13 protein-coding genes are annotated in these 12,444 nt (G+C 62.9%); 4 read left to right on the plus strand and 9 right to left on the minus strand.

Annotated features, from left to right (window positions below):
- Nucleotides 1–1,007 precede the first annotated feature (1,007 nt).
- Together sphst_RS20210 and sphst_RS20215 are read left to right on the plus strand one after the other, a co-directional pair.
- Complete coding sequence (locus tag sphst_RS20210) at nt 1,008–1,181, plus strand: hypothetical protein (RefSeq protein ID WP_159043469.1); 174 nt, start codon at nt 1,008–1,010, stop codon at nt 1,179–1,181.
- Between the two features lie 104 nt (nt 1,182–1,285).
- The gene (locus sphst_RS20215) at nt 1,286–1,759 is read left to right on the plus strand and encodes a hypothetical protein (RefSeq protein ID WP_159043470.1); all 474 of its coding nucleotides are present in this window, start codon (nt 1,286–1,288) and stop codon (nt 1,757–1,759) included.
- 97 nt (nt 1,760–1,856) lie between these two features.
- Here sphst_RS20215 and sphst_RS20220 read toward each other — a convergent pair whose 3' ends face one another.
- From sphst_RS20220 to sphst_RS02280, 8 genes are all read right to left on the minus strand, one after another.
- Nucleotides 1,857–2,333 (minus strand): hypothetical protein, encoded by a 477-nt coding sequence (locus sphst_RS20220; protein WP_159043471.1) that lies wholly within the window; start codon nt 2,331–2,333, stop codon nt 1,857–1,859.
- 374 nt (nt 2,334–2,707) lie between these two features.
- A complete protein-coding gene (locus sphst_RS02250; protein ID WP_199848889.1) occupies nt 2,708–3,490 on the minus strand; it encodes a gamma-glutamyl-gamma-aminobutyrate hydrolase family protein in 783 nt (260 codons plus the stop codon).
- Nucleotides 3,487–4,440, minus strand: a complete 954-nt coding sequence (epsC, locus tag sphst_RS02255; RefSeq protein WP_031393827.1) for a serine O-acetyltransferase EpsC — start codon at nt 4,438–4,440, stop codon at nt 3,487–3,489. Before epsC ends, sphst_RS02250 begins: the two co-directional genes overlap by 4 nt.
- A complete protein-coding gene (locus sphst_RS02260) occupies nt 4,437–5,255 on the minus strand; it encodes a phosphate/phosphite/phosphonate ABC transporter substrate-binding protein (RefSeq protein WP_031393828.1) in 819 nt (272 codons plus the stop codon). Before sphst_RS02260 ends, epsC begins: the two co-directional genes overlap by 4 nt.
- Nucleotides 5,252–6,142, minus strand: a complete 891-nt coding sequence (locus tag sphst_RS02265) for a fatty acid desaturase (RefSeq protein ID WP_031393829.1) — start codon at nt 6,140–6,142, stop codon at nt 5,252–5,254. Before sphst_RS02265 ends, sphst_RS02260 begins: the two co-directional genes overlap by 4 nt.
- A gap of 196 nt (nt 6,143–6,338) precedes the next feature.
- Nucleotides 6,339–6,908 (minus strand): alpha/beta hydrolase, encoded by a 570-nt coding sequence (locus sphst_RS02270; protein WP_051916328.1) that lies wholly within the window; start codon nt 6,906–6,908, stop codon nt 6,339–6,341.
- Between the two features lie 187 nt (nt 6,909–7,095).
- On the minus strand, nt 7,096–8,343 hold the full coding sequence (locus sphst_RS02275; protein WP_199848890.1) for an MFS transporter: 1,248 nt from the start codon (nt 8,341–8,343) through the stop codon (nt 7,096–7,098).
- Nucleotides 8,344–8,396: 53 nt separating this feature from the next.
- The gene (locus tag sphst_RS02280; protein ID WP_031394434.1) at nt 8,397–9,275 is read right to left on the minus strand and encodes a TauD/TfdA dioxygenase family protein; all 879 of its coding nucleotides are present in this window, start codon (nt 9,273–9,275) and stop codon (nt 8,397–8,399) included.
- Nucleotides 9,276–9,537: 262 nt separating this feature from the next.
- On the opposite strand from sphst_RS02280, the gene sphst_RS02285 reads away from it, so the two are divergent.
- Complete coding sequence (locus tag sphst_RS02285) at nt 9,538–9,966, plus strand: GlcG/HbpS family heme-binding protein (RefSeq protein ID WP_107045088.1); 429 nt, start codon at nt 9,538–9,540, stop codon at nt 9,964–9,966.
- Between the two features lie 377 nt (nt 9,967–10,343).
- Here the strand turns inward: sphst_RS02285 and sphst_RS02290 are convergent, their stop codons facing one another.
- A complete protein-coding gene (locus tag sphst_RS02290) occupies nt 10,344–11,135 on the minus strand; it encodes a Crp/Fnr family transcriptional regulator (RefSeq protein WP_051916443.1) in 792 nt (263 codons plus the stop codon).
- Nucleotides 11,136–11,254: 119 nt separating this feature from the next.
- Here sphst_RS02290 and sphst_RS02295 point away from each other — a divergent pair, with 119 nt between their 5' ends.
- Entirely contained in the window at nt 11,255–12,376 is a 1,122-nt protein-coding gene (locus sphst_RS02295; RefSeq protein WP_107045089.1) for an alpha/beta hydrolase, read from the plus strand.
- Nucleotides 12,377–12,444 lie beyond the last annotated feature (68 nt).

The raw sequence follows: 12,444 nt of genomic DNA on the forward strand, positions 1-12,444 counted from the left end.
GGTCGAGGGTGAGAAGCTTTCCCGATTTACCATCTATTTCGAGAATGCTTGGGCCTTCTCGATTACCGTTCCTTTTTGGGAAGCCAAAGCGGACCATTTTTAGCAAAGCTGCCGTTCGGCTGTCGCCCATTAGCGGTCAATCACTATGCTAGACGCTTTCTTCGAAAGCCGACATTCTGGCGGCATGATCGGCGATCGAAACAACGCCAAAACGTGGCTGTTCTGGCTCGTTGCTGCGGTTTGGCTCGCGACCGCGATGCCGATCCTTATCTTCAGTCTCATGATCTTGGAAGTGCCGCTATGGCCGTCCTTCAGCACGGAAAGCACCGCTGAGGGCATCTCGCTTTGGGCAGTCTTTGCTGCGTGGCTCTACGTCACCCCTGTAGTGCTTTTGGTCGTCGCTCGTCGGCACAGGCGAACGTCTGCTTCTTAGATTTCCCTCGTTCGAGCTGCCGGACTGCATACCACCCATCTGGTGCCTGGTAGCTAACCGCGCCAATTGCGGGCGTTCTGGGCGGTGGCGCACTAGCTGCCTCCCTGATAGGCGGCAGCGTGCTTTACCGCTTAGCCCTCGCCAACGCCGCAACTTTTGCTGTTGCCGCCGCTGCGAGCCGCACGCTCGCGCCGCTGATAGAAAGCCGCATCCACCTGCTTTGGTTTTGGCTGAGCGCGGTCGTGGTCGAAATACTAGTCCTTCCGCTTGGACATCAACAACCAAGCGGGAGAAGGTTGGTCATCAATGGACTTGCAGCGACGGTCGCAATCTTAGCAGCCCGCTGGGCTGTTGAGGGTCCCCCCTGGTTTAATCCGCGCTAGGTTACTCAATCAGCAGACCGGTCGATCAGGCGTCCTAAGGCCATTTCTTAGGCAGCACCGAAGCTGATCATCCGCTTCTCCTTGCTCAGCGATAAGCTGCCAGTCTGCTTTCGCCCATAAGCGGACAAAAGCTCGCTAGACTTCAACTCCGCGTTGACTGCATGCTGCTCGCGCATCGAATGAGTTGATTAATGAAGACAGTAGCAAGACCGGGGATGGCACTCGCAGCGGTTTTTCTTGCGGCGATGGTGCCGATTGCTCAAAGCGCTCCAGTGTCTGACTTTGTAAAGGGTGGCGTCGTCGGCTTGCTTCTTGTTGCATCGTTGCTGCTGATCGCGTTGGCCGTAAAGCCGCGTCCCGCCTGACGGCAGCTTCCCACCAGCTTCGGCCGTTCCGTTTTCCACCAATCCCGGTCATTCCGCCAACGCCCAATAGCGGACAGAGCGGTGACCGGCTAAGATCAGCGCCTATGACACCCATCGAAGCCTTCGAGCCTTTTGCCGCGTCGCTCATCGGCCTGCCCATAAGTCACGTCTGGCGTGGCTATGGGTCCGCCATCTTCATCGAATGCGGCAAGTTGCACCCTGTAGCTAATAGAGATGGCTCGACAGGCCACCCCGAAGGTGAAGTATCGCTCGGTGTCGAATGGAGTTGGCGCATTGAGGACGCGACGGCGATCCGATGCGGAAGCTGGAGCGAGGAAGGCCTGTGGGAGCGAGCCCTCGACGACTTACGCCACGCCCGGATTGCGCGATGCGAGCTATTTGGCGAACTGCCCGAAGTGTCCATGACTACGGATGGCGGAGTCCGGTTCCTGTCATTCTCGACTACAGGCGGCCAACCGCAATGGCACTTGGTGGACCGGCGCAATGGTGCGCCGCGATGGTTCACCGTTCGAGAGGGGCGGCTACACCTTGGAGACGGTAGTGAGCCTGCCGCCTGAATGTCCGCTTGCCACCAAGTCGCGACGTTCGGAACGGCCGAAGCTGGTGGTTAGCAGTCCGGCCGCTTATAGGAGCGCAGCATGGAATTAGCGGACGTTATTTTGCGGGCGAGCCGCGCTCATCTAGCTTGGTCTCGCCTCCTCGAAGACGCCGTATTGCAGTAACCTTTCCGCCAGCGAGATCATAGGCAACCGCGTCATAGGACCAACAGCAATGCGCTGGAACGTTACCGCCCCAGCTCCCGGCTGAATTAAAGTACTCGATAAAAAGGAGGCGTCCCAAGGACGAAAAGCCGGGAGATATTTTGAAGACAACACCATCAGCAGACAGCTTTTTACCAAATGTATTGATCCAGTCTGCCTTGCTGTGAGCTACCTCTTTGCCGTCCTCAAATACATGCACGGCGTCAGATAAAAGCGCCGCATAAGCGGCTGTGTCTTTTGTTTCGATTGACCGAACGAGTTCCTCGCTTAGCCTAGCTTGGCCCGGTAGTGACGGAGCAGGTAGGACCTGTGCGCTGCTCGGAAGCAACGCGGCCATAATCAAAGTAACGCCAACTATCTTGCCAAGCATCGCTCTCGCCTTTTTATCTAGCGACCGCTTTTAGGAGCTCGGCCGACGTGAGCAAAGGCCCTGAATTGGGCGTTTCCGGCCCGTCCGCTGCTGGGTCCGCTTTGCCGATCGCGAACGTCGCAACGTGGTGGAAAGCGGCCTGTCCGGTTTCGGGCGGCGATCGGCATGAACGGACGTTCGTTCAGGCGGTGGGGCAGGGGCGCATCCGCCCGCTTGCTGGTGGACACCCGCCCGTCCGCTATCGGGCGACTGCTACCGTAAACAGTCGTTCGTAGAGCGGGCGCGGCGCCAGATACAGGAGGTGGGAGAGGTCCGAACAGCTTCTTTGGTCTGTAGTCTTCGACGATTTGATCGCCCGCAATGTAACTGCTGGGTTACGAATTCGTCGAAATTCGAAGCGATCGGCCGATCAGGGAAAAGAATGCGCGACTGGCGTCGCTGACCGCGACATCCCATTCGGGATGCCATTGAACGGCGACGACGTCACCGCCGCAGGGCCGCGCGGAGAAGGCCTCGATCAGGCCGTCGTCGGTCGCAACCGCTTCCACGCGGAGCCCCCCACCAAGTCGGTCGACGCCCTGGCGATGCACCGACGTCACCGTGACGCTCGACCGCGCCATCGCCGTTTCGAGCAGGCCGCCGGTCTGCAAGGCGACATCGTGGACATGATCGAACAGCGTTTCATACGCCGTCGCGTCGCCGGTCTCACGGTGGTGCCCCGCTTCGGTATCGGTCAGCGTGCCGCCGAACAGAACGTTCAGTTCCTGCAGTCCGCGACAGATGCCGAAGACTGGTCGGCCCGCCTCGATCATCCGCGCGGCAAGATCGAACGCGACGGTATCGCGGTCAAGATCGAGCGCATTATCCTCTGCGTCGATCCCGCCATAGCGATCGCCCGCCACATTCGACCGGGATCCAGTGAGCAACAGGCCATCGAGCCGCGTCGCCAGCGACCGGGAGTCCAGCGCATCCGCGACTGCGGGCACCAGCAGCACCGTCGCGTTTGCATATTGCACGAGCGGATCGATGAAGCGGGTGGCGACCGTCTGGATCGGACGATCGGCGACCTCGTTGCAGCATACCACGCCGATCACCGGGCGCTCGGGTTCCGCATCGTGACGGCCGGAATCACGACACGAGGGAAAGAAGCGCGTCATGCCGAGCGCCCACGCAAGGTCTCGTGCAACTGAGTGGCGGCGTCGCCCTTGAGGTTCACCGCGGTCGGCTGCGCCACGACGCTGTCGGGCGGTACATCCTCCAGCAGCCAGACATTGCCACCAATCGTCGCGCCGCGTCCGATCGTCACGCGCCCCAAAATCGTTGCGCCCGCATAGATCACGACGTCGTCCTCAACGATCGGATGGCGGGCCAATCGCTCGCGCACGGACATGTCCGTCACGCCGAGCGGGCTGCGCGCGCCGAGTGTCACATGCTGGTAGATCTGGACCCGGTCGCCTACGATCGCGGTCTCGCCGATCACCACGCCGGTGCCGTGGTCGATGAAGACACCCCGCCCGATCGTGGCGCCGGGATGGATGTCGATGCCGGTACGCGTGTTGGCGAGTTCGGACACGATTCGCGCAACGATCGGCGCTCCCAGATTGTAAAGCGCATGCGCGATGCGGTGATGGAGCATCGCGACAATACCGGGATAGCAGATCAGGATTTCATCTGCGCTGCGTGCCGCCGGATCGCCGAGAAACGCGGCCCGGACATCGGCGTCGACCAATTCTCGGATCGCGCCGAGTTCACCGACGAAGAGGCGGACGATCATCGCCGACTGGCCGGGATCGAACGCTTGCGCTGACTCCTCCTGCCAATAGGCGAATTCGCTTTCGACCTGTCGCTGCAAGATCGTTAAAGCGCGGCGCAACGCTGCGGCGACGAACCTGTCTTCCCCCGCGCTATCCCCGGCATAGCCGCCAAGTCGCCCGGGAAACAGCGCGACGACGAGATCGCCGATCGCGCGCTCGACCTCGATGCGCGACGGGAAATGAGCGACGCTGTGTCGTCCACCATCTTCGCGTCGCCAAGCGGCGCGTGCCGCGCGCAGGGCCGCGATGGCGTCGTCGAGATCGGGCACTTGCTGATGTGGCGCGGCGGTCATCGCAGGTCCGGATAACCACAGCGGATCGCCGACTGTTCTAACCTAAGGATCGGGGCCAGCGCGTCGACGTTCGCGGTCACGATACCTGCTAACCCGAGCACGGCGCGATCGTCCGCGAGGCAATGGTCCGCCATGACCTGCTGCAAGGCGAAGCGCAGTGCTGCGATCGTCTCGATGCTTGTGATCGCGGACGTCACGAACGGCAGGGTCGGAGAGGCGGGGCTGCGCGCGACGACCTTGAGCAGGGCGGTCAGATCTGGTTCGTGACGCATCAGCGTCGCATAGGTGACGGTGTCGATCGCGGCGATATCCGCGTCCCCGGCAGCGACCGCCGCGACACTGGCGCGGTGCGATCCGGTCTGCACTACGCTGGCGAAGAAGACACTCGTCTCGGCGATCGGCGCTAGCGTCGCGCGGAACAGGTTCATGCCCGTGTTCGACTGCGGATCGTTGATCGCGGCGCGGGTGTCGCGGTAGTCGGCCAGCGATCTACGCCCATCGTTCGCGCGCGCCACCAGCACGCTGGCGTGCGTCGCGTCGCTACTTGTCGACCCCGGCACGTCGTAGATCGGCAAGGCGATGACTTGCAGAGCAAGGCTATCGTCGGCGATCAGTGGATAGCCGCAAGCCTGCCCGAACAGCAGGTTCGGGTCTCGCCAGAGATCATGGACGTGGCGCTTCCGGTCGAGGACATCGGGTACGCCTTCGACCCCGCGTGTTCGCAGGATACGGACGATTGCGGACCAGATCCGGTCGTTCGTGCCCTGCTGCGCCGGATGGTCGTACATCCCGAGCGAGGCGATCAGCGGCGTCATGCGGAGCGTGCCCGATGATCGGGATGGAGCATGTCGTCATGCGATCGAAACGCGAACCGCCAGATGATCTCGCCATAGCCGCGATAGATCGGCGCCCCCTGTTCGACGAAATGGTCACGGTGGCTATAGTGATAGGACGGCAGGCGATACCAGGGCAGACGCGGACGCTCGTGGTGAGCGGCATGAAGGTTGTTATTCAGAAACAGCACTGCGAACACGCCGCCGCGCTCGACGATGGCAGCCCGTCCAGGGCTCGCCAAGTCGGCGCGATGCTCCGCGTATGACCGTAGCATCGTCAGCGCGGTGCCTGGATAGACGAATGCTATCAGATAAGTGGCAAGGTTCATTCCGACATGATCCAGCCACCATAAAACCGCGGCTACGCCGATCAAATGCGGTGTCCAATCTTGTGCGACAGTGGCAGGGCTGCGGACGGCACGCCGCGCCTCGGTGATAAGGAATCGGCTGATCGACAACGCCGGGCCAAAGATCATCTGGCCGACCAAGGTCGATTGCAGCGAAGCGGCAAGAGCGCCGTGTCTGGATAGACGGTAGCGCGATTCCGGGTCGTGCCGGGGATCAGTGATTACCTTGGCGCCATGATGCGCAAGATGGCTTCGGCGATACAGCCGATACGGCAGCCAAAGCGACAGGGGGGCAAAGCCGATCGCGCTGTCGATCCGGCCGACTCCGGTCGGATGGCCGTGGATCGTCTCGTGTTGCAGCGATCCCTGCCAGGCGACCAGCCATCCGCCGAGGACGACCAGCACGGGCAGCGGAACCTGCGCGTGAAACGCGGTAAGCGCGATCCAGCCGGCGTAGATTAGAACGGCGATGGCGAGCGTGGGCCACTCGATGACGGGCATCCTTGCGACGAAATCTCGCATATCCGGCTCCTTTGTGCTGGCAATATCCCCTGGATCGATGGGAATTGAAAGCAAGCAAAGGTGCGCCGCTGGGATAGGTTTGCTTCGTCATGAGGATACGGACGTGCGCCGCCCCACCCGTGAAGTATGGAGATTTCGGACAGGGTGCTCACATTGCCCGATTTTAGGCCGGTCTCACTTAACGGCCGCCGTGCAGCTAGGCGTCACCGATTGCCTGGATGATACGATGCGCGGCAACGACGTCGCGATTGACGACGGCGGAAGTGAAGCGATCGATGATGGCGCGTAGGCGGCTGGTCGGCGCCGTCGCCGCATTAAGTAGCGGGCCATCGATGAGGCGACTGCCCCATTCCACGCCCAAACGCTGCGCTTCGTCATCAGCACCGACGACGATCGACGGGAAGGGCAATCCGATTTTCGGTGCCGCAAAATGACCGTGATGCGAGCCTGCGCCTCCGGGGGCGACCAACAGGGCGCCCGCAACGTTCGCGGTATAGGCTTTAGGCGACAGTCGGGCCCACCATGCGGCGGCCGCACAGGCACTACCCTGTGCCAGGAGCATGACGGCACGATCGGACGCCGATACGGCGGCATCAATCCGCGCGGCCAGCGCCGTTCGCTCGGCAGCGGTACGACTGTAAACAGCGATATGCTGCGCATCGCCAAACCGCGGAAACTCTCGGATCCGCCCGAATATAGAGACGGCCTTGTCGGGAACGAGTGCGATGAGCGTCAGCCGACGGCTATCCAGGATAGCAACAGACACAATCGGTCTCCCTTTGCGTGAGCGGTTGATGCTGCCTTTATCCGGTCAGTGGCGCAACGTAGCTGCTCAGATACGCGCCAGACCGTTCTATCTTGGGCCTCGACCGATCTCAGGCCCGCTAGATTACGCTGCGATATGACTGTCCTGGCCACCAAATCATGCAAAGCGGCGCTTTCCACCTTCCGGCTCAGTGAGGTCCTTCAGCCTGAAAAGGCTTTTCGGGGTGCATGAAGAACGACAGACCGGCGCCGACCAAGAGTAGCGCCAGCGAGGCGCAGAACGGGATCGACCAGCTGCCAGTCAGGTCCACCGCCGCGCCGAACACCAGCGGAGAGAGGATACCGGCAATGCCGAAGCCGAAGTTCATCATGCCGCTGGCGGTGCCGGCATATTGCGGCGCGATGTCCATCGGGACGGCCCAGATCGGCGCCACCACAAGCTCGGAGAAGAAGAAGGCGAGCGACAGGCACAGGGCGACCGTCGTCAGGTCGTGGGTGAGGACCACGGGCACCAGAAACACGAAAGCGCCGACCATCCCGACGATGATCAGATTGCGCCGCGCTGCCTGCAGGCTGCCGGTCTTGCGGTAGATATAGTCGCTGGCTGCTCCACCGACCCAGTCGCCGATCACGCCACCCAACAGCACGCCGCCCGAAAACAGCGCCGAGTGCTTCAGGTCGAGCCCGAAATTCTTTAAGAAGAACGAGGGGAGCCATGTCAGGAACACCCACAATGTCCAGCCGTAGCAGAAATCCACGGCCGTGACGGGCGCGATCCGTCGCGCGAGCCGCCACCACGGGACGGGCGGCGTGGTGGCCGCCTGCTGCACGGCCGGAGCCAGTTCGGCGCGTTCCTCGTCAGACATGCCGGGGTGTCGTTCAGGGTTCTCCCGCGCGACCACCAGCCACAGGACCACCCAGACCGCGCTCGCGACTCCGAGCACCACGAATGCCCCCCGCCAGGATACGAGGGCCATCAAACCGACCAGCAGCGGCGGGGTCAGCGCATTGCCAAGCCGCGCTGCGGCGTGCGTGATCCCTTGTGCAAAGCCCCAGCGCGCCGGTGGCAGCCATGTCGCCATGGCGCGCGTCGCAGCGGGAAACGCGAACCCTTCGCCGATGCCGAGCGCGAGACGCAGCGCAAACAGCGACGCCATCCCGCCGACCAGCCCCGTCAGCACCGTCGCCACGCAGACGATGGCGCCGCAGATCACCAACATGCGCCGCGGCCCGAAGCGGTCGATGACCCGACCACCGAAGAGCTGGATGAGTGCGTACGGATAGGAGAAGGCGGAGATCGCCAGGCCGAATTGGGTGTTGCTCATCCCCAGTTCGGCGGTCATCCGCGGCCCCACCGTCGCCAGGTTCACCCGGTCGATGTAAAGGACCAGATACATCAGGCAGAGCACCGCGAGGATGCGGTTCGGGATGCTCATCCACCGCGGTACGCGACGCGCGACCGCGTCGGACCGGTTCAGGCCATGCCCTGTCATGCAGGTCGGCCCGTCCCCTTGATCTGCGTCCTGTGCATCACGCGCCGTGCGGCCGGATCGAACGCATCACGCCGGTGCATCGTGCACCGATTGTCCCACAGCACCAGATCGCCCTTGCGCCAGTGATGGCTCCAGCCGAACCGGTCGCCGTCGACATGATCCCAAAGCTCGTCGAGCAGCGCTTCGGACTCGGCCAGATCCAGACCATCGATATACGCATTACGGCGGCGGCCGAGATACAGCGCGGGGCGACCGGTTTCCGGATGCGTGTAGACCAGCGGGTGCAAACTACCCGGCGCCTCGCGCGGATCGTCGCTTGGCGTGACGCCCTGGCGCAGGAAACCACCGCTATTGTAGGTGCCGTCGTGCTTGACGCGGCGTCCGGCGATGCGCGCCTTCAAGTCATCGGGCAGCGCCTCGTACACGGCGTACATATCGATAAAGCTCGTATTGCCGCCCGTCGGTGGCACTTCCAGCGCATAAAGCGCGCTCGCCTGGGGCGGGACTTCGACATAGGACATGTCCGTGTGCCAGACCGCTTCGCCGTTGCCGAGGCTGCCGATCGGGACGCCGCCCTCGACCACGTTAGAGACGACATAGAGTTCGGGCAGTCCCTCGACGAAGCGGCGGCCGGTCTCCTGGATCGGCGCGAGATCGAGGTCCCCGAACCGGCGGCTGAAGGCGATCAGATCCGCGTCCGAAAGCGACTGGTCCCGGACGAGCAGGACCAGATTGTCGAGCCAGGCCTGGTGCAGGTCGGCGAACTGTTGGTCATCGAGCGTCCGAAGATCCACACCGCGAACCTCCGCGCCGACGCCCTTCCCAGTTTCGACCACGTCAAGGCCAAGTCGATTTTCCAGAAGATCGCCCATCATCCCGTACTCCATCATCGCACGTAAACAGTCGACGAGGGTCGACCGCCGCATGATCGTTTTAACGATTGACCCCCGACGTGGACCGCAAAGCATTTGTTTGGGCCGGTCAAACGGGGCATATTTGTGTGCGGCAGCGACGCAAACTGACCGCTGCGTGGATCGCTGAAGTCGGTAGAGGCATTTCCACATAGGCCATGATCCCGACCAGCCTCACGCCGATTATCCGTCCCCAAGGATACCGGTCCATACTAAGGAACTTTGCATGGTGCGCATCACGCTTGAACTTGCCAGCAAGATTATCATGGCGACGCTGGAGAGGCGGGTGGAACTCGGTTTCAAGCCGCTCTGCGTGGTGGTGCTCGATCCCGGTGGGCACCTCGTCGCGCTGCAACGTGAAGACGGGGCCTCGATGCTGCGACCTCAGATCGCAATTGCCAAGGCGAGCGGCGCGCTCGCGCTCGGCATCTCGAGCCGCAAGATTGCCGAGATGGCGTTGGAGCGACCAACGTTCGTCGCGTCGATCGGGCCCATCTCTCCGGACGGCGTCGTGCCTGCGGCGGGCGGCGTGCTCGTAATCGACTCAGACGGCCAGTTGGTCGGAGCAGTGGGTGTGACGGGCGACACCTCGGATAACGACGAAGCATGTGCGCTTGCAGGTGTCGCTGCCGCCGGGTTATCAGCCTTGGGTTGAAATCCGCAAACTGGTCGTGATGACTGCCTCCATCCCACTTGGGCCGGCTGACTTTGCGAACGAAGCGGCAATTCGCGGTTACGTGGACGGGATCGCCACGTTCGATCGATCAGCCCGCTATCGCAGTAAGCGCGAACGTTCCCACCCAAAGCGCTATATCAGGAATGCTTAGGATTAGTTTGCTACCGTCGGTGATAATGGCTTTGGCGGATGAAGCTGAGAATCGTGCCAGAGATGTTCAAAGCGTCCGCTCTCCACGTCCGGTAACCGAACGTCTGCTGCCAGCAACCAGCCAACATGAGCCAAACTCTGTAGCTGAATGAACGGCAGAAATCGGGAACCTGCGAGTGGCGCGTGAATGACCGACTCTGGGTCACTTAGCGCGAGGCCTTAGCGGTTCCGGTCATCTGTAGGAGGCGGGCATAGTCCTGCTCTGGTTGGCCATATGTATCGCCCGCCAGGGCCATAAGCTTTGTCCGATCGTGGACCAGAACCTTGGCCCGGACTGCCCGGATCGCATGCTCCTCTTCTAGCCGGTGAAGTGCGTCCGTAACGCTGCTACGGCGAACGCCGAGCATCAGACGGAACTCCTCATGCGTCATGCAGATCTCGTCGGCCTGGACACGGTCGTGGTAGAGCAGGATCCACCGGGCCATGCGGCGTTCGATCGGATGCGCCAGAGATGACACGACGGTCCGGCCCATCTGCAGCATGAACACGTGCGCGAAGCGGAGCAGTGTCATGCGCAACGGAGGGCTTTGGTCCACGGCTGCCAGCAACGCCTTAGCGGGCATGCGCAGCGCCTGGCCGCGCTCGGCGCGCATGGTGACGTCGTAGGGGGAGCGATCGTCGCCCATCACCAGCGGCCAGCCGATGAAGCCCTCCGCGCCGACCAGACCGACCGCATAGCGACGATCGTCATCGAGCGAGTCGAGTACGCCTGCAATGCCCTGTTCGAGAAAGCAGATGCTTTCGATCGGATCGCCGGTTCGCGTGATGAAATCCCCGACCGCGAACGATACCGGCTCGAGATGCGGCGCCAGCAAGCCGAAATCTTCCGGGGAGAGGCTGGCTAGCAGACGATTGCCAACCTTTCTTTCGACAGGAACTTCATCGCGATCGACCGCTGCGCGAGGCGTTGCGCCGGTGATTGAAACGATCGTCGACACCCAATTCTCCTTCTAACCGGCGGACTTTGCACGGTTCCGTACAGCAACGTTGGCCATTCTGCTTTGTTCATGAGCGATCAAACAGGAGGATCACATGAGCGATCAAACAGGAGGATCACATGGTTTCCATCTCGAAGCGCCCCGTCGCGCGCAGCCTTTTCGCGGCGACGCTGCTGACGGCATCGGCCAGCGTGCTCGCGCAATCGGCCCGCACGCCTAGCGCACCGCCCCCCGCCGCTCCGCCGGAAAGCGCGACGCAGCCCCCCAAGGCGGCGCCCGACATGCAGAAGGTGCTCGACGCGCTCGCGGGTCTCGGCGGCAAGCCGATCGAGACGCTGACCCCGGCGCAGGCGCGGATGCAGCCTTCGGCCGCCGATGGCGCCAAGGCGGCGATGGCTCAGCAGGGCATGCCAACCGCGCCCGACGCTTCGGTAACGACGCAGGACGTGCCGTATGGCTCGGACGCCCAGCAGTTCGCGCGGATCTACAAGCCCGCGGCAGCGCCCGCGAATGGCAAGCCGATGCCGGTCGTAGTCTATTATCACGGCGGCGGCTGGGTCATCGCGGACGTGAACACGTATGATTCGGCACCACGCGCGATGGCCAAGGCGCTTAACGCGATCGTCGTGTCGGTCGAATATCGCCACGCGCCCGAGTTCAAGTTCCCGGCGCAGCATGACGACGCCGCAGCGGCGTATCGCTGGACGTTGCAGAATGCGGCGAGCTGGGGTGGCGACCCTGCGAAGATCGCAGTGGCGGGTGAGAGCGCGGGCGGCAACCTCGCAGTCGCGACGGCGATCTACGCCCGCGACAATCGCCTGACGCTGCCGCGCTACATCGTCTCGGTCTATCCGATTGCCAACAGCAGCATGACGCTGCCGTCGCGCAAGGACTCGGCGAACGCCAAGCCGCTGAACGCTGCGATGCTGAAGTGGTTCGGCTATTATTACCAGACCAGCGCCGCCGATGCGCAGGACCCGCGCCTGAACCTGGTCGCCGCCAATCTGCGCGCCCTGCCGCCGACGACGATCATCAACGCGCAGATCGATCCGCTGCGCTCGGACGGCGAGACTCTGGCCGCCGCGATGCGGACCGCCGGCGTGAAGGTCGAGCAGAAGACCTTTCCAGGCGTCACGCATGAGTTCTTCGGCATGGCGAAGGTCGTGCGTGGTGCCAAGGACGCCAACGAACTGGCGGTCGCGCGCCTGAAGGCCGCGTTCGCTGGGGCGCCCCGCCGCTGATCGGCCCGGCGGGGTGGCTGGTGCCGCCCCGTCGATCATTGCGTGACCGGCATCCGGCCGGCGCGGTC

Source organism: Sphingomonas sp. STIS6.2, assembly GCF_000732685.2.
Taxonomy (GTDB): domain Bacteria; phylum Pseudomonadota; class Alphaproteobacteria; order Sphingomonadales; family Sphingomonadaceae; genus Sphingomonas; species Sphingomonas aerolata.

Excerpts from the sequence above, each read along its gene's own strand:
- sphst_RS20210 (WP_159043469.1), top strand. The coding sequence starts at position 1,008 with ATGAAGACAGTAGCAAGACCGGGGATGGCACTCGCAGCGGTTTTTCTT.
- sphst_RS20215 (WP_159043470.1), top strand. The coding sequence starts at position 1,286 with ATGACACCCATCGAAGCCTTCGAGCCTTTTGCCGCGTCGCTCATCGGC.
- sphst_RS20220 (WP_159043471.1), bottom strand. The coding sequence starts at position 2,333 with ATGCTTGGCAAGATAGTTGGCGTTACTTTGATTATGGCCGCGTTGCTT.
- sphst_RS02250 (WP_199848889.1), bottom strand. The coding sequence starts at position 3,490 with ATGACGCGCTTCTTTCCCTCGTGTCGTGATTCCGGCCGTCACGATGCG.
- epsC (WP_031393827.1), bottom strand. The coding sequence starts at position 4,440 with ATGACCGCCGCGCCACATCAGCAAGTGCCCGATCTCGACGACGCCATC.
- sphst_RS02260 (WP_031393828.1), bottom strand. The coding sequence starts at position 5,255 with ATGACGCCGCTGATCGCCTCGCTCGGGATGTACGACCATCCGGCGCAG.
- sphst_RS02265 (WP_031393829.1), bottom strand. The coding sequence starts at position 6,142 with ATGCGAGATTTCGTCGCAAGGATGCCCGTCATCGAGTGGCCCACGCTC.
- sphst_RS02275 (WP_199848890.1), bottom strand. The coding sequence starts at position 8,343 with ATGAGCATCCCGAACCGCATCCTCGCGGTGCTCTGCCTGATGTATCTG.
- sphst_RS02280 (WP_031394434.1), bottom strand. The coding sequence starts at position 9,275 with ATGATGGGCGATCTTCTGGAAAATCGACTTGGCCTTGACGTGGTCGAA.
- sphst_RS02285 (WP_107045088.1), top strand. The coding sequence starts at position 9,538 with ATGGTGCGCATCACGCTTGAACTTGCCAGCAAGATTATCATGGCGACG.
- sphst_RS02295 (WP_107045089.1), top strand. The coding sequence starts at position 11,255 with ATGGTTTCCATCTCGAAGCGCCCCGTCGCGCGCAGCCTTTTCGCGGCG.